Source organism: Stenotrophomonas sp. YJH_SMC_80 (assembly GCF_059372495.1).
This window is the reverse complement of sequence record NZ_JCAFVP010000001.1, coordinates 474,722-499,252: the sequence shown is the minus strand read 5'-3', so window position 1 is coordinate 499,252 and position 24,531 is coordinate 474,722. Positions and strand designations below refer to the sequence as shown.

20 protein-coding genes are annotated in these 24,531 nt (G+C 67.1%); 10 read left to right on the top strand and 10 right to left on the bottom strand.

Annotation, left to right across the window (positions count from 1 at the left end; all coding sequences use genetic code 11):
• The first annotated feature begins 6 nt into the window (after window positions 1-6).
• On the top strand, window positions 7-2,097 hold the full coding sequence (locus AC5P99_RS02145) for a catalase (RefSeq protein WP_495212844.1): 2,091 nt from the start codon (window positions 7-9) through the stop codon (window positions 2,095-2,097).
• A gap of 22 nt (window positions 2,098-2,119) precedes the next feature.
• Complete coding sequence (locus tag AC5P99_RS02140; RefSeq protein WP_049450948.1) at window positions 2,120-2,611, top strand: hypothetical protein; 492 nt, start codon at window positions 2,120-2,122, stop codon at window positions 2,609-2,611.
• 9 nt (window positions 2,612-2,620) lie between these two features.
• Here the strand turns inward: AC5P99_RS02140 and AC5P99_RS02135 are convergent, their stop codons facing one another.
• Window positions 2,621-3,361 (bottom strand): alpha/beta fold hydrolase, encoded by a 741-nt coding sequence (locus AC5P99_RS02135; protein WP_495212880.1) that lies wholly within the window; start codon window positions 3,359-3,361, stop codon window positions 2,621-2,623.
• A 140-nt stretch (window positions 3,362-3,501) separates the two neighbouring features.
• Here AC5P99_RS02135 and AC5P99_RS02130 point away from each other — a divergent pair, with 140 nt between their 5' ends.
• Window positions 3,502-4,041: a hypothetical protein gene (locus AC5P99_RS02130; protein WP_049450951.1), complete on the top strand. Its 540-nt coding sequence runs from the start codon at window positions 3,502-3,504 to the stop codon at window positions 4,039-4,041.
• Between the two features lie 14 nt (window positions 4,042-4,055).
• Window positions 4,056-4,346, top strand: coding sequence for a hypothetical protein (locus tag AC5P99_RS02125; RefSeq protein WP_005410634.1), 291 nt, complete (start codon window positions 4,056-4,058; stop codon window positions 4,344-4,346).
• A 90-nt stretch (window positions 4,347-4,436) separates the two neighbouring features.
• Here AC5P99_RS02125 and AC5P99_RS02120 read toward each other — a convergent pair whose 3' ends face one another.
• Window positions 4,437-6,563, bottom strand: coding sequence for a methyl-accepting chemotaxis protein (locus AC5P99_RS02120; protein WP_164223143.1), 2,127 nt, complete (start codon window positions 6,561-6,563; stop codon window positions 4,437-4,439).
• A 232-nt stretch (window positions 6,564-6,795) separates the two neighbouring features.
• On the opposite strand from AC5P99_RS02120, the gene AC5P99_RS02115 reads away from it, so the two are divergent.
• A complete protein-coding gene (locus AC5P99_RS02115) occupies window positions 6,796-7,758 on the top strand; it encodes a L,D-transpeptidase family protein (RefSeq protein ID WP_005410636.1) in 963 nt (320 codons plus the stop codon).
• Between the two features lie 4 nt (window positions 7,759-7,762).
• Complete coding sequence (locus AC5P99_RS02110) at window positions 7,763-8,440, top strand: M23 family metallopeptidase (protein WP_495212843.1); 678 nt, start codon at window positions 7,763-7,765, stop codon at window positions 8,438-8,440.
• Here AC5P99_RS02110 and AC5P99_RS02105 read toward each other — a convergent pair.
• From AC5P99_RS02105 to hflK, 5 genes are all read right to left on the bottom strand, one after another.
• Window positions 8,376-9,038, bottom strand: a complete 663-nt coding sequence (locus AC5P99_RS02105) for a hypothetical protein (protein ID WP_049450955.1) — start codon at window positions 9,036-9,038, stop codon at window positions 8,376-8,378. The two genes, AC5P99_RS02110 and AC5P99_RS02105, sit on opposite strands and share 65 nt — an antisense overlap.
• A gap of 117 nt (window positions 9,039-9,155) precedes the next feature.
• Window positions 9,156-10,448 (bottom strand): adenylosuccinate synthase, encoded by a 1,293-nt coding sequence (locus AC5P99_RS02100; RefSeq protein ID WP_005410639.1) that lies wholly within the window; start codon window positions 10,446-10,448, stop codon window positions 9,156-9,158.
• The gene (locus tag AC5P99_RS02095) at window positions 10,405-11,052 is read right to left on the bottom strand and encodes a DUF2065 domain-containing protein (protein WP_495212842.1); all 648 of its coding nucleotides are present in this window, start codon (window positions 11,050-11,052) and stop codon (window positions 10,405-10,407) included. The genes AC5P99_RS02100 and AC5P99_RS02095 overlap by 44 nt, the downstream gene beginning before the upstream one ends.
• Before the next feature lie 67 nt (window positions 11,053-11,119).
• On the bottom strand, window positions 11,120-11,983 hold the full coding sequence (gene hflC / locus AC5P99_RS02090; protein WP_005414169.1) for a protease modulator HflC: 864 nt from the start codon (window positions 11,981-11,983) through the stop codon (window positions 11,120-11,122).
• On the bottom strand, window positions 11,980-13,113 hold the full coding sequence (gene hflK, locus AC5P99_RS02085; RefSeq protein WP_005414168.1) for an FtsH protease activity modulator HflK: 1,134 nt from the start codon (window positions 13,111-13,113) through the stop codon (window positions 11,980-11,982). Before hflK ends, hflC begins: the two co-directional genes overlap by 4 nt.
• Before the next feature lie 153 nt (window positions 13,114-13,266).
• Between hflK and AC5P99_RS02080 the strand changes: the two genes are divergently transcribed.
• Together AC5P99_RS02080 and pilH are read left to right on the top strand one after the other, a co-directional pair.
• Complete coding sequence (locus AC5P99_RS02080; protein ID WP_088436304.1) at window positions 13,267-14,262, top strand: YhdH/YhfP family quinone oxidoreductase; 996 nt, start codon at window positions 13,267-13,269, stop codon at window positions 14,260-14,262.
• Between the two features lie 88 nt (window positions 14,263-14,350).
• Window positions 14,351-14,722, top strand: a complete 372-nt coding sequence (pilH, locus tag AC5P99_RS02075) for a twitching motility response regulator PilH (RefSeq protein WP_005410644.1) — start codon at window positions 14,351-14,353, stop codon at window positions 14,720-14,722.
• Between the two features lie 88 nt (window positions 14,723-14,810).
• On the opposite strand, the gene AC5P99_RS02070 is transcribed toward pilH, so the two are convergent.
• The gene (locus tag AC5P99_RS02070; RefSeq protein WP_005410645.1) at window positions 14,811-15,704 is read right to left on the bottom strand and encodes a DnaJ C-terminal domain-containing protein; all 894 of its coding nucleotides are present in this window, start codon (window positions 15,702-15,704) and stop codon (window positions 14,811-14,813) included.
• A 260-nt stretch (window positions 15,705-15,964) separates the two neighbouring features.
• Between AC5P99_RS02070 and AC5P99_RS02065 the strand changes: the two genes are divergently transcribed.
• Complete coding sequence (locus tag AC5P99_RS02065) at window positions 15,965-16,447, top strand: peroxiredoxin (protein WP_005410646.1); 483 nt, start codon at window positions 15,965-15,967, stop codon at window positions 16,445-16,447.
• A gap of 29 nt (window positions 16,448-16,476) precedes the next feature.
• Window positions 16,477-17,052, top strand: a complete 576-nt coding sequence (locus tag AC5P99_RS02060) for a ferritin-like domain-containing protein (RefSeq protein ID WP_005410647.1) — start codon at window positions 16,477-16,479, stop codon at window positions 17,050-17,052.
• A gap of 72 nt (window positions 17,053-17,124) precedes the next feature.
• On the opposite strand, the gene pbpC is transcribed toward AC5P99_RS02060, so the two are convergent.
• Together pbpC and AC5P99_RS02050 are read right to left on the bottom strand one after the other, a co-directional pair.
• Complete coding sequence (gene pbpC, locus AC5P99_RS02055) at window positions 17,125-19,506, bottom strand: penicillin-binding protein 1C (protein ID WP_049450964.1); 2,382 nt, start codon at window positions 19,504-19,506, stop codon at window positions 17,125-17,127.
• A 64-nt stretch (window positions 19,507-19,570) separates the two neighbouring features.
• The gene (locus AC5P99_RS02050; RefSeq protein ID WP_495212841.1) at window positions 19,571-24,478 is read right to left on the bottom strand and encodes an alpha-2-macroglobulin family protein; all 4,908 of its coding nucleotides are present in this window, start codon (window positions 24,476-24,478) and stop codon (window positions 19,571-19,573) included.
• Window positions 24,479-24,531: the final 53 nt, after the last annotated feature.

The window sequence follows — 24,531 nt, the reverse complement described above, 5'->3', positions numbered from 1 at the left end:
ACGTCAATGGCCGCCAGCAAGCCGACCGGCAAGCGCGCAACCACCCACGCCGAGAACCACCACCGCGGCGACGGCGATGAACTGCACCAGCAGGCCGGGGGCAGTCATCCGGCGATGACCACCGATCAGGGCATCCCGGTGGCAGACAACCAGAACTCCCTGCGGCAGGGACCTCGGGGGCCTACGCTGCTGGAGGACTTCATCCTGCGCGAGAAGATCACCCACTTCGACCATGAGCGCATTCCCGAGCGCATCGTGCACGCCCGCGGCAGCGCTGCGCATGGCTACTTCGAGTTGACCCGATCACTGAAGGCGCATACCCGCGCGCGCATCCTGACCGAGGTTGGCGTGAAGACACCCGTGTTCACCCGCTTCTCGACCGTGGCCGGTGGCGCAGGTTCGGTGGACACCCCGCGCGACGTGCGCGGCTTCGCGGTGAAGTTCTATACCAGGGAGGGCAACTGGGACCTGGTCGGCAACAACATCCCGGTGTTCTTCGTCCAGGACGCCATGAAATTCCCGGACCTGGTGCACGCGGTGAAGATGGAACCGGACCGTGCCTTCCCGCAGGCCGCGTCGGCCCATGACACGTTCTGGGACTTCATTTCGCTGATGCCCGAATCGATGCACATGATCATGTGGGCGATGAGCGACCGCGCCATACCGCGTTCGCTGCGGATGATCGAAGGCTTCGGTGTGCACAGCTTCCGCCTGCTGAACGAGGCCGGCGAGTCAACGTTCGTCAAGTTCCACTGGCGGCCCAAGCTGGGTATCCAGTCCACGGTCTGGGACGAAGCATTGAAACTGCAATCGGCCGACAATGACTTCCATCGCCGCGACCTGTTCGAGGCCATCCAGCGCGGCGACTTCCCGGAATGGGAACTGGCGGTGCAGTTGTTCACCGAAGAAGACGCCGACGCATTCCCGTTCGATCATCTGGACCCGACCAAGATCATTCCCGAATCGCTGGTGCCGTTGCAGGTCATCGGGCGCATGGTGCTGGACCGCTGGCCGGACAACTTCTTCGCCGAGACCGAGCAGGTGGCTTTCTGCCCGGCCAACGTGCCACCGGGCATCGACTTCAGCAACGACCCGCTGCTGCAGGGGCGCCTGTTCTCCTACCTGGACACCCAGCTGCTGCGCCTGGGCGGCCCGAACTTCCACCAGATCCCGGTGAATGCGCCCAAGTGCCCGTTTGCCAATCATCAGCGCGACGGCCACATGCAGATGCAGGTTCCCAAGGGTCGGGTGGCCTACGATCCCAGTTCGCTGCAGGAGGACACCCCGCGCGAGACGCCTGCCGGATTCCGCAGCCATGCCAGCGCCGACGATGGCCACAAGGGTCGCACCCGCGCGGAGAGTTTCGCCGACCACTACAGCCAGGCCCGAATGTTCTTCCGCAGCCTCGAAAAGCCGGAGCAGGCCCACCTGGCATCGGCGCTGGTGTTCGAGTTGTCCAAGGTGGAAACGCTGAAGGTGCGGGTACGCACCGTCAGTCACCTGCGCAACATCGATGACTCACTGGCGCAGCGCGTGGCCGATGGTCTGGCGTTGCCTGCACTGCCCGACCCGGCGCCGACCGCTACTCCAGTGCGGGACATGCCCCCCGCCCCCGAGGTGCGCGTGATTGGGCGCAACAAGCCTACCCTGCAGGGTCGCTGCATCGGCATCCTGTTCGATGAAGGCTCCGACGCCCGGATCATTGCCAGCCTGAGCAAGGCAGCCAGGAAAGCAGGTGCGGATGTGAAGCTGGTCGCCCCCAGAGTGGGTGGCGCCACGCTCAGCGATGGCGCGCTGCAGGCGGCGGATGGGCAACTGGCGGGCACCCCGTCGGCCGGGTTCGATGCAGTAGCCGTGGTGCTCAGCCCGGAAGCGGCGAAGGCCTTGTCGAAAGAGAGTGCAGCCATCGAATTCGTCAGCCAGGCGTGGGCGCACCTGAAGGCCATCGCCAGCGATGCGGGCGGCCAGACGCTGCTGAAGGCGGCAAGGGTCGGCAACGACGCCGGCATCGTCGAAGCGGAAGACGCCAAGGCATTCCTGGCGGCGGCCGCCACCCGCCAGTGGGCGCGCGAACCCAAGCTGCGCCTGCTGGCCTGACTACAACACCAGGAGAACTGTCATGCCCCGTGGTGACAAATCCGCATACTCCGATAAACAGAAGCGCCAGGCCGAGCACATCGAGGAAAGCGAGCGCGAGCGCGGTGCCAGCGAAGGCACCGCCGAGCGCATTGCCTGGGCGACCGTGAACAAGCAGGATGGTGGTGGCAAGCGTAGCGGCAGCGCGCGCAAGGGTACGAAGAAGGCGACCAGCAAGAAGGCTGCCAAGAGGGCGCCTGCCAGAAAGTCGGGCACAAAGAAGGCCACGACCAAGGCGACGGCGGCGAAGAAGGCCCCTGCGAAGAAGACGACAGCCAGGAAGGTGGCGGCAAAGAAGGCACCGGCTCGCAAGACAGCCACAAAGAAGACCGCAAAGAAGACAGCGGCCAAGAAGGCCGGTACAGCCGCCTCGCGCAGTGCTGCAGCGAAGAAGGCGGCGAAGACACGTGCGGCCAAGAAGACCGTGCGCAAGGTGGCAGCGAAGAAGGCCGCGCGTACCCGCGCGCGCGGCTGAGTCCTTCGATCAGGGCGACAGCGTCCTCATCCACGCGGCAACTTCGGCTGCGGCTGCGTCAGCGCGTGCCTGCAGCAGCAGATGCGGCCCTTCCAGCGAAACATGCCGGGCATCCGGCAAAAGGGCCTGCAGTTCTGCCACGCTGGGCGGCCACAGCAGGCGGTCATGGCACGCGTGCAGGCACAGCGTCGGCACGTCGATTGCCGGCAGCAATGCGCGTACGTCGACGCGCAGGGTCGCTGCGGCGCGTCGCCGCAGTGTGGCCGCCGCAATCCGGGCCAGCGCATCGCGCAGCATCGACAGGTGCTCGCGGGTGCGCCACCGCCCCAGCAGCAGGCCCGCCAGCAACGCCACGGGAGGCAGAGGCCAGGTCGGCGTCAGCAGGGCTGCGCTGGCTGCCGGCAATGGCACCGGCCGACGCGCAAAGGTCGCGGCAAGCACCAGTCCGCGCAGCCCGGCGGGCTGTCGCGTGGTCAGTTCAACCGCCAACGGGCCCGAGAAGGACTCGGCAAGCAGGATGAAGGGATGGCCGGGCAGCTGCGACCACAGCCGTTGGGCCAGCGTGGCGTGATCCTGCCCTCCCTGCGCAGGCAGCGTAATCGCCTGCGTCGTCGGCCTATTAGCCTGGAGTGCTGACAGAAACGGGATCGACAGCCTGCCGGAGCCATCCAGCCCGGGCAGCATCAGCACGTGCTGCGGCGTGGGTGATGCCGAATCACAGCCCGGCTTTTCCTCGCTCCCGATTCCCATGTCACCTCCTTTGCTGGCAAGCATCGCCCACATCGGCAGGCAGCGGAACCTTCGCTCCGGCTCTCCTGCTGCTTTGCCGGTCAAGGTTGAGCGATACTCCCCGCTCTGCCGCGGGACGCGGCTGCCAATGAGAGCCTCTGATGCGATGGACATACGCGCTGGCCATGATGGTCATGATGCTGCCACTGAACAGTTCCGCCAACGATGGCTGGATAAACGGGGCAGGCAAGGCGATGCCGGAGACCGATGCCATGAAATCCAGCGGTGGCTTTGCGGCATCGCTGCTGGTCACCTCCGATGCCGACTGGCGGGCCAAGTGGGAAACCCCACCAGAGACCACTCCCGGTTTTACCCAGGCCGACGAAGTCCACCCGGGCGGTGAATTGTTCCTGCTGACATTCCTGTCCAACCCGCAACTGGATGAGAACCGCGTACCCAAGGTGCACTGCGATCTGCGCATGCTGCGCCCGGACGGCACTACCAGCATCGACGAACGCGATGTTCCCTGTTTCACCGCTGCCCTGCCCGGCCCGCCAACCCTGTTGTACATGACCAACCTGCACCTGAAGTTCGTGGCCGAGGCCAGTGATCCGAAAGGCACGTGGACTGCGCAGGTGGTGGTCAGGGATCTGCTGCGGAATGTGAGCCTGCCTCTGCAGGCTCACTTCGACGTCCGTTGAACGGAGGCGTGCGGATGAAGATGCGGCGATTACTGAGCTGGACCGGTCTTGCGCTTTGCGTGGTCTACCTGCTGTTGACCGCATGGCTGGTTCACGGCGCGCAGTCGGATGCGGACCCGAAGGGGGCCTATATCCTGATGTCGCTCCCCATCACCCTGCAGTCTGCTGCACTCGATGCCATCGGCGCAGGCAGCCTGCTGTACGGCAAACCCTGGTCGACCGCGTATGCAGTACTGGTTCCGCCAACACTGCTGTTGCTGTACGCAGCCGGCTGGCTGATCGAACGCGCCGCGCGCGGCCGCTAGCCAGCGGCACCGACCGGTGGCGTGCATGCGGTGCCCTGCATGCGGGGCATCGCGATGCAGGGCGTCATCCAACATCCAGTCGCAGGTTGCTTACGCCGCCTGCGCAGGCACGATGGGCATGCGCGCGCCCTGCTCCACCTTGAACACCGCCACCGACGTGGTCAGCGCATGCGCCTGTTCTTCCAGCGCGCGGCTGGCGGCAGTGGCTTCTTCCACCAGCGCAGCGTTCTGCTGGGTCACCTGGTCCATCTGCACCACCACCTGGTTGACCTGCTCGATACCGGCGGCCTGTTCCTTGCTGGCCGCTGCGATGTCGCTCATCAGCTGCGTGGTGCGCGAGCTGGCCTGGGCCACGCGGGCGATCGCGGCTTCCGATTCAACGGTCACCGCCAGGCCGCTCTTCACCTTGGCAGCGGCGTCTTCGATCAGCTCCTTGATCTCCTTGGCGGCGACACCGGCACGCTGTGCGAGCGTGCGTACCTCGCTGGCGACCACGGCAAAACCACGGCCCTGCTCACCTGCACGCGCGGCTTCAACCGCAGCATTCAGCGCCAGGATGTTGGTCTGGAACGCGATGCCGTCGATCACGGTGGAGATTTCCGAGATGCGTGCCGAGGACTGATCGATCTCACCCATCACCGACGCCATCTGCGCCATCGCCTGCTCGGTTTCGCGTACGGCGGCACCGGCGGCGTGCGCTTCACTGTCGGCCTGACGAGCGAGCTCGGCATTCTGGCGCACAGTCGAGGTCAGTTCCTCCATCGATGCGGCGGCTTCTTCCAGGTTGGCGGCCTGCTGCTCGGTGCGGCGCGACAGGTCGTTGTTGCCGGCGGCCAGTTCCTGCGCCGCGTTGTTGATGCTGTCGGCGGCCACCTGGATGCCACGTACGATGCCGGTCAGCTGCGCGGTGGTGGTGTTGGCGTCGTCACGCATGCGGGCGAATACACCGTCGTACTCGCCGTCCATGCGTGCAGTCAGGTCGCCGTGCGAGATCGCACGCAGCACATCGGAGACATCAGCGATGCTGGCCTGCGAACTGGCCATCATGCCGTTGAGGTGCTCGACCATCGCCTTGAACTGGAACTGGAACGCAGCAGCATCGCCACGCATGCTGAAATCACCGGCGCGCGCGGCCCGGGCCAGTGCATCGATCTGCGCGTTGATCGCCATCAGGCTCTGCTTCACTGCGGCCAGAGTGCGGGTCAGCGTCCCCTTCTCGCCCGGGTAGTCCGGCAGGTCGCGGCTGAGGTCACCGATGGCGTAACGCTGCATCACTTCGGCCATCAGCAGTTCCACCTGCACGTGTGATTCGACCAGGCTGTTGGTGGCCTGCACCATGCGGCCGAAATCACCGGGGAAGGCGCTGGCGTCCATGCGGTAGCGGATCGCACCCGCCTCGTGCTGTTCGGCCATCTGCAGCTGCGCGCCGATCGCCGCCTGCACACTCTGGCGCACGCTGGCCATCGCCTCGCCCAGCTGGGTCAGTTCGTCACGGCCGCCGAGGCGGAACTCCTGATCCAGCTGGCCCTTGGACAGGCGCTCGGCCAGGTTCACCGCGCGGGCCAGCGGGCCGGTCAGGCTGCGCCCGATCATCACCGAGGCGGCGATGCCCACCAGCAGCGCGACGCCGCCCAGCACCAGCAACTGCAGCAGGCTGCGCTCGCCCAGGCGGATCGCCTCGGCGGCCGCCTCACGGCTTTCCTTCTCTTCGAAGTCCACGCCATCGGACAGCGCCTTGTTCCAGCCGTTGGCGGCTTCCTGCACCGGGCCCAGGGTCAGCGCCACGGCGCCCGGGTAGTCGCCCTGCTCCATCAGTTCGCTGGTCTGCTTGTTGAGCGGACGCGCGATGGCACGCTTGGCGGCGATGGTTTCGGCAATGGCCTTGCCCTCGGCGTCGCTGGGCAGCGCCTGGTAGGCGGTCCAACTGGCCTCATAGCGCTTGACCAGATCGGCGATGCGCTGCTCATCATGGCCACGGTCATCGCCCTGGCGGATCAGCATCTCGCGGCGAACGACCATCATCTGGTTGTTGGCATCGAGCATCTGCGAGAGCAGGCGCACCTTGGCCACGCTGACATCGACCACCTGCTGCATCGCGCGCTTCTGCACGACACTGGCGGTGGCGCCGGTGGCCACCACGGCCGCAACCAACAGCAGCAACAGGCCAAAGCCCAGCCCAAGACGCCAGGCAACCCTGACATTCCTCAAGTAGTTCATCGGTACATCCAAAACGGGGGGATGTGGCGTTATCGGCGGCCCGCCAGGCAATCTTGATCGCCAACCGCCAATGGCGTGGGGCACCATTCACCTTGGTGAGCCCTTGGCCGGCGGCACCCGCGCGGGGACGGTGGCGCAACGACCCGACTGCTCATGCAGACGTCAGATCTCTTTCACGGCGGCTCGGCGCGGCCTGCAGGCAAGGTGGTGGCGTCATCTGCTGGAGTTCCCAATGCCATTACCCGTGTACCGATCCACCCTGCTCGCTCTCTCGCTGCTGGCATCGCCGGCGTTCGCGCAGGCACCGCCGCCTGGACTGCCCGCCCCCATCGCCGAGAAGGCCGGACCGGACACCGCAGCACGTTCCGCCCTGCATGCCCAGGTGCTGCTGGATCGCGCGAATTTCTCGCCCGGCCAGATCGACGGTGAAGTGGGCAGCAACCAGCGGCGCGCGGTGTCGGGTTTCCAGGCGGCGCACGGCCTGACCGTCACCGGTGAACTGGACGACGCGACCTGGCAGGCCCTGCAGGCTGATACGGTCACCCCCCTGGCCAGCTACACGCTGACCAGCGAGGATGTCGCCGGGCCGTTCCAGGCGGTGCCGAAGGGCCCCGCCGCACAGGCCAAACTGAAATCGCTGGGCTTCAACAACGTCGAAGAGTCGCTGGGCGAACGCTTCCACGCATCCCCTGAGCTGTTGAAGCTGCTCAATCCGGGCGTGGATCTGAGCAAGGCGGGCAACCGCATCCAGGTGCCCAATATCGCACCATCGCCGCTACCGAAGGCGGCCAAGGTGGTCGTCGACAAGTCCGATTCCAGCCTGCAGTTGCTGGATGCGCAAGGCAAGGTGATCGCTCAGGTGCCGGTTTCCTCCGGCAGCCAGCATGATCCGCTGCCGATCGGCGAATGGAAGATCCTGGGCGTGTATCGCGACCCGCCGTTCCACTACAACCCCAAGCTGTTCTGGGATGCGCGCAAGGGCGAAAAGAAGGCGACACTGCCGCCGGGCCCGAACAATCCAGTCGGCCGGGTCTGGATCGACCTGTCCAAGCCACACTACGGCCTGCATGGCACGCCCGAGCCCGGCCATGTCGGCAAGACCGAGTCACATGGTTGCGTGCGCATGACCAACTGGGATGCGCTGCGCGTGGCCGATGCGGTGGATACCTCCGTCCCCGTGGTGATGCAGGAGTGAGCCGATGCGTCTTTCGCAGCTGATCGTGCTGGGCGTGCTGCTGGGACTGGGGGCCGGCTGGTGGCTGCGCCGCGATCCAGGCGAGCCGGTAGCCGCCTCGCTGCCGGAAGCACAACCGGCAGCCGCTGTGGCGCCGGCCAAGGGATCGGTAGCGCCGCTCGACACGGCCCCTGCCCCCGCCGCCACCGCACCGTCAGCCGCGCGGACTGCGGATGCGCCGTCGGGTCTGCTGCTGCCGGTACAGGGCGTCCTGGCCTCCCAGCTGCGCGACACGTTCACCGATGCGCGTAGCGAAGGCCGCGTGCACGATGCCATCGACATCATGGCCACCGCCGGTACGCCGGTGCTGGCAGTGGCCGATGGCACGGTGGAAAAACTGTTCAACAGCGAGCGCGGTGGCCTGACGATCTACCAGTTCGAGCCCAGTGGCCGCTGGTGCTACTACTACGCGCATCTGCAGCGCTACGCCGATGGCCTGGCGGAGAAGCAGGTGATCAAGCGCGGAGACGTCCTCGGCTATGTCGGCAGCACCGGCAACGCCAGTGCCGAGGCTCCGCATCTGCACTTTGAAGTGCACGTGCTGGGGCCGGAGAAGCAGTGGTGGAAGGGGGAATCGATCAATCCGTATCCACTGCTGAATCCGCCTGCTTCGAAGCCCGGTGCTGCCAGCGCCGCAAAGTGAACGTGAACACCGCCAAGGCAGCTCCTGGAATCAGCAGGAGCAGTGCCGCCACTTTCCAGAAGAAGAACGGCCACAACCAGACATAATCCAGGTCAGTCAGCTTCAACAGGTCCAGTGGCGGCTGCAGCTCGACGGTGGCCGCGCGATCGGCCAGCGCCGGGTCCACCTCCAGCACGGTTAGCCGCACCCATGAGCGGCCGCGTGGCAATGCATCGCCGCGACCATAGCCGAAGTAGGACGCCATGAGGCCGCTGGACTCAACCGAAGCCAGCCCACGATTGATGCCCTGTCCGGCCACTCCCGAACGCTCCCCTGCGCGGAAGTCTCCATGATCGGTCGGAGTTTCGATGCGCAGCAGCACCTCGGGGTCAGCGTCCGTACCGTCCGCGGCATAGCGCAGGCGCAGCCGCAGTTGATCATCGATGAGGCGGTAGACGGTGATCTGGGCGGTTGCGCCAGGGCTCAGCACCAACGGCACCGTCTGCGTGCGCGAAGCCAGGGTATTGGCTGCCGCGCCCAGCACCAGTACCAGGCAGGCGATGCCCCACAGGCTCCACAACACCCACAGGGTGATCCGCACGGCCGTTTCGCCCTTCACGCTGACATCCTGGTCATCGCTTTGCTTCCTCGCCGACCCCGCTGACACAGTAACGAAAAAGCCCCGCTTGCGCGGGGCTTTTCCTGTCACCTACGCCGGGCAGCGCCCGGCGTTACCTCAGGCAAACGGATCCTGCAGGACCATGGTGTGGTCGCGGTCCGGGCCGGTGGAGACGATGCTGATCGGGCAGCCGGCCAGCTCTTCCAGCGAACGCAGGTAGGCGCGCGCAGCCGGCGGCAGGTCGTCCCAGTTGGTGATGCCGTGGGTGTTCTCGCTCCAGCCCGGGAACTCCAGGTACACCGGCGTGCACTCTTCCCAGCCCTGCGCGTCCAGCGGCGCGTACTCGGTGCGCTTGCCGTTGTATTCGTAGGCGATGCAGACCTTCAGCTTTTCCATGCCGTCCAGCACGTCCAGCTTGGTGATGCACAGGCCGCTGATGCCGTTGATGGCCACGGCACGCTTCAGCGCGACGATGTCCATCCAGCCACAACGACGCGGACGGCCGGTCGACGCACCATACTCGGCGCCGCGGTCACGGATGCCCTGGCCGACTTCGTCGTCCAGCTCGGTCGGGAACGGGCCACCGCCGACGCGGGTGGCGTAAGCCTTGGCGATGCCCAGCACGTAGTCGATCGAATCGGCGCCGACGCCGGAACCGGCCAGCGCGCCACCGACGGTGGTGTTGGAGCTGGTGACGTACGGGTAGGTGCCGTGGTCGATGTCCAGCAGCGCGCCCTGCGCGCCTTCGAACAGCACGCGCTTACCCTGCTTGCGCAGGTCGTGCAGGATGCCGGCCACGTCGGACTTCATCGGCTGCACGTATTCGCCGAAGGCCAGCGCTTCGTCGAAGGTCTTCTGGAAGTCGACCGCATCGGTGTTCAGATACTTGGTCAGCACGAAGTTGTGGTAATCCAGCGCGGTGCGCAGCAGTTCTTCCAGCTGCTTCGGGTAATGCAGGTCGGCGATGCGGATGCCGCGACGCGCCACCTTGTCTTCGTAGGCCGGGCCGATGCCACGGCCGGTGGTGCCGATCGCCTTGCCACCGGCAGCGCGCTCGCGCGCCTGGTCCAGGGCGATGTGGTACGGCATGATCAGCGGCGCGGCCGGGGAGATCTTCAGGCGCGACCGCACTTCCACGCCGGAGGCTTCCAGCTCGGCGATTTCCTTCTGCAGCGCGGCCGGCGAGATCACCACGCCGTTGCCGATCAGGCACAGCGCGTCGTCACGCAGGATGCCCGACGGGATCAGGTGCAGGACGGTCTTCTTGCCGTTGATGACCAGGGTGTGGCCGGCGTTGTGGCCGCCCTGGAAGCGCACGACGGCGCCGATTTCCTCAGTGAGCAGATCGACGATCTTGCCCTTGCCTTCATCGCCCCACTGGGCACCCAACACTACGACAGACTGACCCATGACGGGCTCCTCGATTTGTTGCGGCCATCGGGGCCGCGGACGGGTAAACCGTGGCGGGGCTGGCCAGCACCTGCAAGGCGGCTCCAAACGGGGAGCGGCCGGCGATGGAAGGCCCAGACACGGAAAAAGCCGAACGGGGAGGCCCGTCCGGCTTTTGTGCATTATCCGGGTTTCCGGGGTCGGGTGCCACCTTTCCGACGGGTGGCTTTACCGGCCGGTCAGCCGCCCCGCCCGGTCGTCCCGGCCACTCAGGCCCCGCCCGGTAGTGCCGGCCGCTGGCCGGCAATGCCAACCAAGGTTGGCATCCACCAGAGCCGGGCCACGCAGGTGAACGCAGGCGGGCGCGCCGGCCGCTGGCCGGCAACGCCAACCAAGGTTGGCATCCACCAGAGCCGGGCCATGCATGTGAACGCAGGCGGTAGTGCCGCACCCACCACAGCAGGCTCAGGCCGGCCAGCAGCGCCAGCCCACCGAAGCTGCGCAGGGCCGGGCTGGGCAGGTCCAGCAGGCGCTCGGCCATGCGCTTCCAGGCGAACGGGGCGACGAACAGGAACAGGCCTTCCAGCACCGCGACCAGGCAGACAGCGGCAAACAGATCTTTCATGGGGGACTCCGGAAAAAGCACGGGGCCCGGCATATGGCCGGGCCCCGTGGGGTACTGCCCTGCGACCTCAGCGGTCGTTCTTCAGGTACTGCAGGAACGGGTCGTTCTTGTCGAGCACGATCACGCCGTTGCCGTCGGTCATGGAGCCACGGTAGGCCTCCAGGCTGCGGTAGAACGCATAGAACGACGGATCGGCCGAGCCGGCCTTGCCGTAGATGCGGGCCGCCTCGGCATCGCCTTCACCGCGCAGGCGCTGGGCATCACGCTCGGCCTCGGCGATCAGCACAGTGCTGTCACGGTCGGCCTGGGCGCGGATGGTCAGCGACTGCTCCTCGCCCTCCGCGCGCAGCTTTGCGGCTTCCTGCTTGCGCTGGGCACGCATGCGCTCGTACACGTCGTTGATCACCTGGCTGTCGGTCGGCAGGTCCACCTGCTTGATGCGCAGGTCGATCATCTGCATGCCCAGGCCGGCCACCGCTTCGTTGATCCCCTTCAGCTGCTCGGCGATCAGCTCGCTGCGGTCGCCGGAGACCAGCTGCTGCAGGGTGCGCGAGTTGATCTGGTTGCGCAGCGAGTCGGTGATGATCGGTGCCAGGCGGGCGTTGGCGATGCGCGGATCGCCGCCGGTGGCACGGAAGTAGTCACCCACGTTGGAAATGTAGCCGATGGCGAAGAAGTCGACGCTGACGTCCTTCTGCTCGGCGGTGAAGTAGCGCGCCGGCGCGGTGTCGAGCACCTGGAAGCGGCGGTCGAAGACCTTCACCGTTTCCACCACCGGCACCTTGAAGTGCAGGCCCGGCTTGATGTCCGAACGCACCACCTTGCCCAGGTTCAGCACCATGGCGGTCTGGTCCTCACGGACCACGTACACCGAGCCGAGCAGGCCCAGCACCACCGCCACGATCACGGCGATCCAGATAGGACTCTTCATCGGCTGCCCTCCTCACGGCCGCTCGGTCGCCCGGTCGGGCGGCCCACCGGCCGGCCCGGATCACGGGAAGCTTCCGTCGCTGCACCCGGCAGCGACGGCATCACCACGTCCGGGTTGGCCACTGCGGCCGGAGCCGACGTGCTCGGACGGGTATCGCCGGTCATCGGCACGTAGATCAGCTGGCGGCCATCGCCACCGATCACCTTGCGGTTCTCGCTCAGTACCTGCTGCACGGTCTCCAGCCACAGGCGCTTGCGGGTCACTTCCGGGGCGTCCTTGTACTGGGCCTGCAACAGGCTGAAGCGCTGCGCGTCACCCTCGGCCTTGGACACCACGGCCTGCTTGTAGCCTTCGGCAGTGGTACGGGCGCGCGAGGCCTGGCCCCGGGCTTCCGGCACGACCTTGGCGGCGTAGGCCTGGGCTTCGTTGATCAGGCGTTCCTTGACCTGCTGGGCACCGTTGACCTCGTCGAAAGCCGGCTTCACTTCTTCCGGCGGACGGGCATCCTGCAGGGTCAGGCCGGTCACGGTCAGGCCGGTCTTGAACGCCTTCAGCAGCGCCTGCAGGCGCTCCTCGGCGGCCACGGCCAGCGGGCCACGGTTGTTCAGCACGGCGTTGAGATCGGCGCGGCCGACTTCCTCGCGTACGGCGCTCTGCGCCGACTGCTCCAGCACCTGGTTGGCATCGACGGTGCCGAACAGGTACTGCTGCGGGTCGTCGATGCGGTACTGGACGTTCAGCGAGACGTTGACGATATTCTCGTCGCGGGTCAGCACCGGCACCTGGATCGAGAACGTCTTGATCTCGGTGGCGTTGACCTTGGTGACCGATTCGATCGGCCACGGCAGCTTGAAGTTCGGGCCGGGCTGCAGGATGCGCGAGAACTGGCCGAAGCGCAGCACCACGCCACGCTGCTGTTCGCCGATCAGCTGGAAGCTGGAGAACAGCACCAGCAGCACCACGGCTGCCACCACCCAACGCACGATGCCGCCGTCGAACAGGTCCTTCAGCGGCCCGGGCAAACCGCCCCAGCCACCACCATTGCCACCGCCGCGTGACCCGAACGGCCCGCGTCGATTGTCCTCGGGGCCTTGTCCGCCCTTGTTGCCGCCGGGTGTATTCCAGGCCATGCACGCTCCATCAAGATTTGGGCTGCGGCGCGGGCCCTTCCCGCACCGCCAGCCGTGAAACCATCACCGATCATACAAGATGGGGCGGATCGGCAGGATCGAAAGGGGGGCAACGGGGTAAGGTGGCGTTTTCCTCGAAGTCAGGCAACGCCGATGGCCCCCACCACCCCGTTCACCGCCTTCCGCATCGAAAACGACGACGCCGGCTACCGCAGCGGCCTGGTCCGGCTCGGGGTCGACGACCTCAACCCCGGCCAAGTGCTGATCCGCGCCCACTGGTCCTCGGTCAACTACAAGGACGCGCTGGCCGGTACTGGAAAAGGGAAGATCCTGCGCCGCTTCCCGCTGGTGGGCGGCATCGATGTGGCCGGCACCGTGGTCGCCAGCACCGACCCGGACTGGCTTGAAGGCGACGCGGTGCTGGCCACCGGCTGCGGCCTCAGCGAGACCCGCGACGGCGGCTACAGCCAGTACGTGCGGCTGGAATCGCGCGCGGTGATCGCCCAGCCGGCCGGGCTGACCCCACGCGAGGCGATGGTGCTGGGCACCGCCGGCTTCACTGCGGCGCTGGCCCTGCTGCGCATGCAGGACAACCGCCAGACCCCGGAACTCGGCCCGCTGGCGGTCACCGGTGCCAGCGGCGGTGTCGGTGCGCTGGCGCTGTCCATCTTCAGCCGTGCCGGCTACAGCGTGCACGCGGTCAGCGGCAAGCCGGACCAGGCAGGATTCCTGCGCAGCATCGGCGCCACCGAGGTACTGCCGCGCGACGCGCTGGCCGACACCGGCGCGCTGCAGTCGGCCCGCTTCGGGGGTGGCCTCGATAATGCCGGAGGCGACATGCTGGCCAGCCTGCTGGCGCAGACCGTGCCCTACGGCAGCGTGGTCAGTGCCGGCCTGGCAGCCAGTCCGACGCTGGACATGACGGTGATGCCGTTCATCCTGCGCGGTGTCTCGCTGCTGGGCGTGTCCTCGGCCAATGCGCCACGCGGACTGCGTGAGGAAGTGTGGTCGCGGCTGGGGAGTGACTGGAAGCCGCAGCACCTGGACCGCATCTGCACCGCCGAAGTCGGCCTCGATGGCCTTCCTGCCGTGTTCGAACGGATGCTGGCGGGCGGTTCGCTGGGTCGCACCGTGGTGCGGATCGACTGAACGTCGCAGGCAGGCGACGGACGGCAGACGTGGCCCTCCCGCCGGTAATGGGCCCGCACTACACTGCGGGCATTACATGGGGAACAACATGGCACGCATTCTGATCGTCGACGACTCACCGTCGCAGCTGTTGGGGATACAGCGCATCGTCGAGAAGCTCGGGCACCAGATCCTGACCGCCACCGATGGCGCCGCCGGGGTCGAAACCGCCAAGGCCGAGCTGCCCGACCTGGTCCTGATGGACGTGGTGATGCCCAACCTCAACGGCTTCCAGGCCACCCGTACCCTCGCCCGCGACGAGGCGACCCGGCATATCCCGGTGATCCTGGTGACCACCAAGGACCAGGACACCGACCGCATGTGGGGCATGCGCCAGGGCGCCAAGGCCTACATCACCAAGCCGTTCTCGGAGGACGAGCTGTCCGAGGTGCTGGAGCGCGTGTTCGCGGGCCAGGGCTGAGACGCGCGCGGTAGTGCCGGCCGCTGGCCGGCAACCACGCATCACCGTCCAGGGCAATGAAGTTGCCGGCCAGCGGCCGGCACTACCTTCAAATGGTCTCGCCGAACGCCTTGGCCAGATTGCGGTACGCCTTCTTCTGCGCCTCATCGGTCGCAGCCGGGGCCACGATCTCGATCTCGACGATCTGGTCGCCATCCGGGTTGCCCGGCAGGCCGCGCCCGCGCAGGCGCAGCTTGCGACCGGCATCGGAATCGGCCGGAATCTTCAGTTCCACCGCGCCGCCCAGGGTCGGCACGCTGATGCTGGTGCCCAGCGCGGCCTGCCACGGCGTGAGCGGCAGCGTATAGAGGATGTTGCGGCCATCGACCTCGAACTGCGGGTGGGCGGCGTATTCCACTTCCAGCAGCAGGTTGCCGCCATGGTTGCCCTGCCCTGCCAGGCGGATCACCTGGCCCGGGCGGATGCCCTTGGGCACGCGCACGTCCAGCTGCTTGCCGTTGACGGTGATGCGCAGGCTGTCGCCGCTGTAGGCCGCTTCCAGTGGCACCGACAACTTGGCGCGGGTATCGCGGTTGGGCGCATGGCCCTGGCTGCTGAAGCCCGGACCGGCCCCCGCGCCCGCTCCACCGCGCTGGCGCGCGAACAGGCTTTCGAAGAAGTCGCTGAAGCCGCCGTTGGGGCCGCCGCCACCGAACACTTCCTCGAAATTGAAACCACCGGCGCCGCCGTAGTTCGGCGGCACGTTGAACTCCTCGCCCGGGCGATAGCCCTGCGCGCGCAGCTGGTCGTAGGCCGCGCGCTTTTCCGGATCACGCAGCGCCTCGTAGGCCTCGTTGACCGCCTTGAACTTGTCTTCGGCCCCAGCCTCCTTGCTGACGTCCGGGTGGTACTTGCGTGCCAGCCGGCGGTAGGCGGTCTTGATCTCCGCCTCGCCCGCGCTCGGTTCCACCCCCAGGGTGGCGTAGTAATCCTTGAATTCCATCCAGCTACCTCGATTCGCTTCGGCCGCGCCGGTGGCGCCGCCCCGGGTTCATTCTACGCGCCTGCGAGGCTACGCCGCCCCTCGTGCGGCCCCGGTGAGGCCGACTGATCCTGCGCAATGCGGCTGCCATCCCCGTGCGCCACGCTGTGGCTGGAAGCCCCTGCCACAACGCCGGAAGATGGGGCCTGCACACCGGGTTTCCAATGTCTTGACGCCCCTGTCCCATCCGGCCCACTAGCCTCCCCCAGCAAGGAGTTCCCATGACCATCCATGTCGGCGACCGCATTCCGGAAGTGACCCTCAAGCGCATCCGCGAGGGCATTGAAACGCTTGATACGCATTCGTTGTTCGATGCGCGCAAGGTGGTGCTGTTCGCCGTGCCCGGCGCGTTCACCCCGACGTGCTCGGCACGTCACCTTCCCGGCTACGTCGAAAAGTTCGAGGCCTTCCGCCAGCGCGGCATCGACGTCTACTGCATGGCCGTCAACGACCCGTTCGTGATGAAGGCCTGGGCCGCCGACCAGAGCGTGCCCGACGGCCTTCTGATGCTGTCCGACGGCAATGCCGAGCTGACCCGCGCCCTGGGTCTGGAGCTTGATGCGAGCGCGTCGGGCATGGGAATCCGCTCGCGTCGTTTTGCCCTGTACGTCGACGACGGCGTAGTTCGAGAGGCCTGGGTTGAACAGCCCGGCCAGTTCGAAGTGTCTTCGGCCGAGTACGTGCTGGAGCATCTCCCCACCTGATTCCCCACCGCAGAAGGAAACGGCCAGCCATGTCCAGCAAGCCAGCCAAAGCCAGCAAGCCCGCCGCGAACGTTCCTGGCATCAGCGATCGCGCAACCCTGCGCGAGCGCGCCCGGCGCAACCTCGAAGACGGGGCGATCACAGACAGCTACAGCGCTGACCGCGAGGTGGTGATCAAGCTGCTCAACGACGCACTGGCCACCGAGTACGTCTGCGTTCTGCGCTACTACCGGCACTACTTCATGGCCAAGGGCATGCTGGCCGACGCGGTCAAGGCTGAGTTCCTCGAGCATGCACAGCAGGAGCAGGCGCATGCCGGCAAGCTGGCCGAGCGCATCGTCCAGCTGGGCGGCGAGCCCGACCTCAATCCGGATACGCTGACCGCGCGTTCGCACGCCGAATACAAGGAAGGCAGCGACCTGCGCGACATGGTGCGCGAGAACTTGGTGGCCGAGCGCATCGCCATCGACAGCTATCGCGAGATGATCAACTTCATCGGTGACCGCGATACCACCACCAAGCGCATCCTTGAAGAGATCCTGGCGCAGGAAGAAGAGCACGCCGACGAGTTCGCCGACCTGCTGGATGGGTGGATCGGGGAATAGCGGCCCCGCATACGCCTTGGCAGTTGCCCACCCTGGTGGGCGCATTCATCGCGTGCCAACCAAGGTTGGCACCTACCGCAGGACGTTGAACCTTACCTGTGTCCACGCGCCATCTGCCGCCAGCGCGGTCAAGGTGTGCGCGCCCGGCTCGGCGAACTCGCGCTGCATCAGCTGCGCACCGCGCGTCTGTGCGATCCAGCGTCCATCGAGCAACCAGTCCACCGCCTGCTCGCTACCCAGCGCGCGTAGCTGCAGGCGTACGCCATGTTCCGAATTCGGCGCGCGCGCCAGCGTGGCGCCATCGTTGAGCCCATCGATGTGCAGCGCAACGCTGGCCTCGCGGCCATCATCACGGCAGTCCGGCGACAGCGCCGGCAGCTGCGAGGCTTCGCGCGTGGCCTTGGACAGCCACGGCGACAGCAACGCTGGCCAGCGCGCGATCTCGCGCGCGACTTCTTCGTGCGGCAAGCGGCAATCGGCTGACACGCGCAGACCGGTACGCGCATCGGCAAGGTAGCGCTGCCGACCCGGTTGCCAGCGCCGTGCCTCGCGTTCGGGGAAGGTCGGTGGTGCCGCGCCTTCCAGCAGATAGGCTGGCATCAGCCGCTGGCAGAGCGCAGCAGGCAGGCCTTCGGCACGCTCACCGGTCGGCCAGCAGATGTCTTCCTGGCTGACGCTGGCCGGCATCGGCGCAGCGGCCGAGTCACCGCGCTGGCGCGGCAGGCTGTCCACCACCTCGAACATCAGCGGCAGCGCGGTCACCGCGCCGTACTGGCCCGGTAGCGGTGTGCCGTCCGGCCGGCCCACCCACACGCCCACGGTGTAGTGGCGGGTGCTGCCGATCGCCCACGCATCGCGGTACCCGTAACTGGTGCCGGTCTTCCACGCCACGCGCGGGCGGCCACCGACATCGAACGTCCCGACGCTATACCCCGGCCGCGGATTCGATTCCAGCATCTCGCGCACGATCCAGCTGGCGCCTGGCGAGGCCAGGCGCCGCTCGATCATCGGTTCGTCATCGGTGTAGCGCACGCGCCCGGCGATGCCGTTGCGGTTGAGCGCGGCGAACGCACCGACCAGATCTTCCAGCCGCGCACCGGTGCCGCCCAGGATCAGCGACAGGTTGGGCGTGCTGCCCGGCGGGAAGCGCAGCTGGATGCCGGAGTGCGACAGGCGCGCAGCAAAGCGCGCCGGACCGACCCGCTGCAGCAGGTCCACCGAGGGCACGTTGAGTGACAGCCGCAGCGCGCTGGAGGCGCCGATCGGCCCATTGAAGGCCATGTCGAAGTTGCCGGGGCGGTAGCTGCCGAAACTCTGCGGCGCATCGACCAGCAGGCTTTCCGAATGGATCAGGCCATCGTCCAGCGCCATTGCATACAGGAACGGCTTGAGCGTGGAGCCCGGCGAACGCCAGGCCTGCACCATGTCCACGTGGCCGAGCCGCTGGCGGTCACCGAACGCCAGCGTGCCGACATAGGCACGCGCCTGCAGGGTCTGGTTGTCGACCACCAGCAGGGCCGCCGAAGTGCGCTCGGGCAGCGTGGAGAAGTAGCTGGCCACGCGTTCTTCCAGGGTGCGCTGCAGGCCGATGTCGATACTGCTCTGGATGCGTGCCTGGCCCGGATGCGCCGAGTGCAGGCGCTGCGCCAGCAACGCGGCATGCAGCGGCGGCCGCAGCGAGCGTGCGACCACGTTCTCGATGCGCGCATCTTCCACTTCTTCCGCTGTCCACGCGCCCAGCTCGGCCATGCGTGACAGCACCTTGTCGCGCGCCTTCTGAGCCGCTTCCGGATGGCGGTCCGGGCGCAGCCGGCTCGGCGCCTGCGGCAGCACCGCCAGCAACGCGGCCTCGGCATGCGACAGCTGCGCCGCCGGCTTGCCCAGGTAGGCCCAGCTGGCCGCTTCCACGCCCTCGATGGTGCCGCCGTAGGGTGCGCGCTCCAGGTACAGGGCCAGGATCTGCTGCTTGCTCAGGTGCACTTCCAGCTGCACCGCACGCAGCATCTGCTTGAGCTTGCCCCAGGGCGTGCGCGTATGCGGATCGAGGATGCGTGCGACCTGCATGGTCAGGGTCGAGCCACCGGACACGATCCGACCACCGCGCAACAGCTGGCCACTGGCACGCAGGATCGCCAGCGGGTTGATGCCCGGATGGCGCCAGAACCAGCGGTCTTCGTAGGTCAGCAGCGCCTGAAGGTACAGCGGCGAGACGCTGTCGGTCGATGCCGGATAACGCCACACGCCCTCGGCATCGGCGAACGCACGCAGCGGCGTGCCATCGGCAGCCACCACCAGGGTGCTGGTATCGCGCTGCTTCGGCAGCGGCGGCGGGAAGGCGAAATCCAGCACCAGCAGCAGTGCCAGCGTGGCGGCCGTACCCCAGCGCAGCCACGGCCACAGCGGCTGCAGCCGGCGGCGCAGGGCCGCCAGCCGGGTCGTCATCGTGTTCGTCATTGCAGCGTGCCGCATTGGAGCTTGCCAGCTGGACGGGCCGCACCGTCGCGGCCCGTCCGCGCGGTCACGGCTGTACCACCGTGATCGTGGTCGGGTTGCTGCGGCCGACGCCGCGCAGCTGCGGCCGGTACATGTCCTCCACCAGCGGCGGCGGCACCGAGTAGGTACCCGGGGTCACCGCGCGCACCAGGTAGAAGACGTTGGCCTTGCTGCCACGCGAGAGCTTCAGCGCGGCCACGTAGCGGTCGTCGCGGAATTCCTCGTGCTTGGTATCGGCCGCTTCACCCCGGTCGCTGATGGTGATGCCATCGACCACCACGTCGGCCCACTGCTTGGCATCGCCCAGGTTGAAGTTCTCCATCTCCAGGCCGGCCGGCAGCAGGTCGGTCAGCAGTGCATCGGGCATCGTGGTGTCGGCAGCGACGGTGACGCGCACGATCAGGGCTTCGCCTTCCTTCAGCGGCCGCGGCGACCACGGCTTGCCATCGGTGCCGTAGTAGCTGCGCTCGACGCCCAGCACGCTGTTATCCGGTGCCGGCGCGCTACGCGGGATACCGGCCACGTCGATGCTGGCGAACATCGGCGGCTGGCCCTGCGGGGTGAAGCGCACGCCGCTGGCGAGTTCATTTGCACTGAAGTTGCGGCCGAACAGCTTGCGTTCGCCGATGGCTTCGGTGTTGCCACCGATCACCAGTTCACCGGCCACCAGCGCCTTCTGGTTGGCAGCAAGCGCCTTGCCAAGGCGGGCAATCGCTACCTGTTCCTGCGTGCTCAGCCACATCCAGCCGGCATTGCGGCGCGCATCCAGGCCACGGCCGAGGTCAACCGCACGTGCATCCCAGGCCGGCTTGGCCAGCTTGTTTTCGTGGGTCAGCGCGATCATCAGCGCGTCATCACGGATCGCACTGCCGTAGTCGCCGAAGTACGACGGGCGTTCGCTGCTGGACTTGGCGAAGGCCGCCGCCAGCGCGGCCTGGCCGCGCTTGGCATCGCCCTGCAACGACAGCGCCACGCCCAGGTGGACCAGCGACAGGCCGCCGACCGCCTTGCTGCGCTCGTTGTCGTACAGCGTGCGCAGGGTACCCAGCGGCGCACGGTTGACCCTGGCCAGCACGTAGCCCGAATACGCCTGGTTGGCGAACTTCAGCTTCTCGCGGTCGTCCTGGCCATAGAACTGGTTGCCACCGGACAGCAGATCCTCGCTGAGGCGGTTGAGTGCCTTCTGCAGCACGTTGTCGGGCACGGCGAAGCCGGCGTCCTTGGCATCGAGCAGGAACTCGGTGATGTACGGGGTCAGCCACGGGTTCACGTAGCCGTCGTCACCCCACATCGAGAAGTTGCCATTGGCCACCTGCATCGACGCCAGGCGGCCAAACGCACCTTCCATGCGCTCGCGGCGGGTCTTGGCATCCAGCCCGTCGGCACCGAGCATCGACGAAGTGGCCTGGTCCAGGATCAGCGCGGCGTAGCCCTTGCTGGTGGTCTGCTCGGCACAGCCATACGGGTAGTTCAATGCACCCTGCAGCGCACTGGCGAACGGGATCGGCGGCAGCGGGCTGACCAGCAGGCGGGCATTCACCGACTCGGCCATCAGGCCATCGGTCAGGCTGTTGTCGAGGCTGACCGCGGCCAACGGATCAAGCGTGCGCACCTGCGAACGCAGCACCTGCGGCCACGCCGCACGCACCGGCAGGTCGTAACGGCGATCGGCCTTGAAGCCGTTGCCGTCCACCCGCACCCGCACCTTGGCCACGCTGTGGCCCTCGCGTGCCGAAAGCGGGAAGCTCAACGTGGTCTTGGCGTCGGCATTCAACTGCACGCTGCGGCTGCCTTCGCCCAGGTTCAGCGGGCCCTCGCTTTCCACCTTCACGTTGAACTGGCCCGGCTTGCCGGTGAAGTTCTGCACATCCAGGGTCACGGTGCTGCGGTCGCCCGGAGCGAGTACGCGCGGCATGCTGGCTTCGGCGAGGATCGGCGCACGCACAACGGTTTCCACGTCGCGCTTGCCGTACTGGTCATCGCTGTAGACCAGTGCCGACACCCGCAGGGTGCCGTTGAAGTCCGGCACCTTCAGGCGGATGCGGGCGATGCCCTTGGCATCGAGCTGCACCGGGCCAGAGAACAGGTCCACGGTCTGCACGCGCGCGGTCGGGCGCTTGGCCTGCGGCAACGCCTGCAGCGCCATGTCGCCACCGAACTTCAGCTTGCCGGCACCGCCGTCAAAGCTCTCGATCACCCGGCTGTAGATGTCGTAGGCATCAATGCCGAGACGACGCTGGGCGAAGAAGTGCGCACCGGCGTCGGGCACCGGGAAGCGGGTGATGTTGAGGATGCCCACGTCCACCGCCGAGACCGTGACGTGCGCCATTTTGCCGGCCAGCTGCGGTGCGCTGACCGTCACCGGCAGATCCTGTTCCGGTCGCATCTGCTTGGGCGCTGCCAGGCCGACGGCCACGGTGCGCCCCTTGCGGTCCATCGGTACGTGCACCACGCCCACCGCACGGGCCGGGGTGATCTTGCTCGGCGCACTGCCGCCGCGGAACACCAGCGCGGTGATGTAGACGTCGTGGCGCTCCCAGTCAGCGGTGACCGGAATCTTGAAGGTCGAACCCGGCTTGGCGTCGATGTCCTGCACGTAGAGCATGCGGTCGGTCTCGACCATCAGGATGCCCTTGCCGGCGTGCGGCGGGGTCACCGTCACCTCAAGCGTGTCGCCTGCCTTGTAGCCGGTCTTGTCCAGGCCCAGCTTGATCTTGTCCGGGCGCGCGTCCAGGCCGCGGTTGTCATCACCCCAGCTCCAGCCGGCGCGGAACGGGTAACGGCTGGTCAGGCCGGTGGACGGGTCGAACACGTCCACCCGGTACTCGCCCCACTCCACCGGGAAATCGAAGGCGACCGCACTGCTGCCGGCATCGACGGTGCGGGTTTCCTTGTTCTCGAAACGGCGGGTGAAATCGTAGTCCCAGCGATTGTCGTTGAAGGTCCAGTGGTAGTCGCGCAGCTCGCGCACCAGGGTGATCTTCAGGCCCTTGGCCGGCTGCGGCGTACCAGCAGCATCCACGCGCATCAATTCGAAGCGCGCGTTGCCGTTGGAATCGGCACCGTCCTCCGGGTTGAACAGCGGGCGTACACCGACCAGGGCGTTGGCCGGCCACATCACCCGCTTCAGGGTACGGGTGACCGTGCGGCCACCGGTTTCATACAGGCTGCCGGACAGCACTACGGCAATCGGCGCCTTGGCCTTGGCTGCCTCTTCCGGCAACGCGACGTCCTCACGCAGCTGGCCGTTGCCCGGCAGCGTGGTATCGATCACGTCCTTGGCCTCGCGCGGCAGCTGCAGGGTCGGGTCACCGAAGAAATAGCCCGGCAGGCCCTCCACCGGCTTCTGCTCGGCGGCCACCGCCATGCGCGCGGTGAAGCGGTTGCCATCGGCCGGCGCGCCATACAGATAGGCACCATTGGCCTGCAGGCGCAGGTCCTCACCGGGCTTCAGCGTCTTCTGCGCGCTGTCCAGGTCCAGCTTCATGCGCTCGGGCAGGAACTCCTCGATGCGCAGGGTCATGCCCTGGATCGCTTCCTTGCTGGCCGGGTCGGTGCGGAACTCGACCTGCCAGCGCCCGGTCGGCGCCTCGGCGGGAATGACCTGCTCGAAGTTGATGTAGCCCTGGTCCCCCGGCTGCAGGCGGGTCTCGCGGAAGGTCTTGCCGTCGGGCTGCTTCAGGCGCAGGAATACCGGCTGCGCCTTGACCGGCTTGCCGTCGTTGTCGCGCAGCAGGGCGGACAGGCGCACCGTCTCGCCCGGGCGGTACAGGTCACGGCCGGACCAGGCGTAGACGTCGAACCACGCATTGTCACGGCCGGCCACGGCGAATTCGCTAAGATCCAGCGCCGGCTGGTTGAACGGCAGGAAGCTGGTGTCCTTGCCGGTGCTGGCGACCAGCACGTGGGTGGCATCCAGGGTGTAGTTCAGCAGCGCGTTGCCATTGCCATCGGTGCTGCCCTTCAGCACCACCTCGCCCTTGGCATCGAGCACGCGCAGGTCGATGCCCTTCAGCGGCGCGCCGTCCTTCAGGCCGGCGGTATGGACGAACAGCTTGTCCTTGTAGGCGCGGGTATGCAGGCCGATGTCGCTGACCGAGAAGAACGCGGTATCGAACTCGCCTTCGTAGTCACCGGTGCGCTTGAGCAGGGCGAAGTACAGGCCCGGCTCCTGCAGTTCCTTGATGTCCTGGGTCGGCAGGTAGGTCAGCACCCGCTCGTTCTTCTTGCCGCCCAGGATGAAGCGGTTGACGTAGACCGGCTCTGCCAGCTTGTTGATCGGGCTGCGCTCGTAGTCGCTGCTCAGCTCCCAGCTGCCGCGGCGGCCACCGCGCTGGTACTGGCTGAAGAAGGTCGGCAGGTCCTTCTCGCGCACGCGCAGGAACTCGACGTCGACCTCCGGCACGTTCACCGAGACCACCGGCAGGCCACGACTGTCCTTGGCCGGCAGCACGCTGCCCTGCGAGGCGAAGCCGACCACCGGTTTCAGCTCGCCGCTGAACACCTTCTGTTTCAGTTCCTTGCCCAGGCGGCTGCCATCGGCGGCCAGCAGGTTCGGCGAGACCACCAGGCTGAACTCCTTGCCGGCCTCGACGAACGGGTAGCGCAGGGTCAGGCCGTCATCGGACAGCGTCCAGCTGCTGTCGTCGGTGCCGACCTTCTCTTCGAAGCGCACCAGCTTGTCGAAATCCTGGGTACCGACCAGCGGGCGCGAGAACTCCAGCGCCAGCGACAGGCCGTCATTCTTCTGGTCCGGGTAGGCACGCAGCAGGGTGAATTCCTTCACCTGCTCGGCCTTGGTGGTGATGGCTTCACCGCTGGCCTTGGGCAGCTGCCCGCTGTCATTGCGGCAGCCGGCCAGGCCCAGCAACAGGCCTCCTGCCAGTACCGCCGCCGCCCATCCCCACCGCTTCCGCCGTGCCGGACCGCTCATGTCGTCACTCCTTGATCGAGGCGGCCATTATAGGCAGGCCGCGTCAAGGTGTT

Coding starts and splice junctions, on each gene's coding strand:
- AC5P99_RS02145 (WP_495212844.1), top strand. CDS start 7: ATGGCCGCCAGCAAGCCGACCGGCAAGCGCGCAACCACCCACGCCGAG.
- AC5P99_RS02140 (WP_049450948.1), top strand. CDS start 2,120: ATGCCCCGTGGTGACAAATCCGCATACTCCGATAAACAGAAGCGCCAG.
- AC5P99_RS02135 (WP_495212880.1), bottom strand. CDS start 3,361: ATGGGAATCGGGAGCGAGGAAAAGCCGGGCTGTGATTCGGCATCACCC.
- AC5P99_RS02130 (WP_049450951.1), top strand. CDS start 3,502: ATGCGATGGACATACGCGCTGGCCATGATGGTCATGATGCTGCCACTG.
- AC5P99_RS02125 (WP_005410634.1), top strand. CDS start 4,056: ATGAAGATGCGGCGATTACTGAGCTGGACCGGTCTTGCGCTTTGCGTG.
- AC5P99_RS02120 (WP_164223143.1), bottom strand. CDS start 6,563: ATGAACTACTTGAGGAATGTCAGGGTTGCCTGGCGTCTTGGGCTGGGC.
- AC5P99_RS02115 (WP_005410636.1), top strand. CDS start 6,796: ATGCCATTACCCGTGTACCGATCCACCCTGCTCGCTCTCTCGCTGCTG.
- AC5P99_RS02110 (WP_495212843.1), top strand. CDS start 7,763: ATGCGTCTTTCGCAGCTGATCGTGCTGGGCGTGCTGCTGGGACTGGGG.
- AC5P99_RS02100 (WP_005410639.1), bottom strand. CDS start 10,448: ATGGGTCAGTCTGTCGTAGTGTTGGGTGCCCAGTGGGGCGATGAAGGC.
- AC5P99_RS02095 (WP_495212842.1), bottom strand. CDS start 11,052: ATGAAAGATCTGTTTGCCGCTGTCTGCCTGGTCGCGGTGCTGGAAGGC.
- hflC (WP_005414169.1), bottom strand. CDS start 11,983: ATGAAGAGTCCTATCTGGATCGCCGTGATCGTGGCGGTGGTGCTGGGC.
- hflK (WP_005414168.1), bottom strand. CDS start 13,113: ATGGCCTGGAATACACCCGGCGGCAACAAGGGCGGACAAGGCCCCGAG.
- AC5P99_RS02080 (WP_088436304.1), top strand. CDS start 13,267: ATGGCCCCCACCACCCCGTTCACCGCCTTCCGCATCGAAAACGACGAC.
- pilH (WP_005410644.1), top strand. CDS start 14,351: ATGGCACGCATTCTGATCGTCGACGACTCACCGTCGCAGCTGTTGGGG.
- AC5P99_RS02070 (WP_005410645.1), bottom strand. CDS start 15,704: ATGGAATTCAAGGATTACTACGCCACCCTGGGGGTGGAACCGAGCGCG.
- AC5P99_RS02065 (WP_005410646.1), top strand. CDS start 15,965: ATGACCATCCATGTCGGCGACCGCATTCCGGAAGTGACCCTCAAGCGC.
- AC5P99_RS02060 (WP_005410647.1), top strand. CDS start 16,477: ATGTCCAGCAAGCCAGCCAAAGCCAGCAAGCCCGCCGCGAACGTTCCT.
- pbpC (WP_049450964.1), bottom strand. CDS start 19,506: ATGACGAACACGATGACGACCCGGCTGGCGGCCCTGCGCCGCCGGCTG.
- AC5P99_RS02050 (WP_495212841.1), bottom strand. CDS start 24,478: ATGAGCGGTCCGGCACGGCGGAAGCGGTGGGGATGGGCGGCGGCGGTA.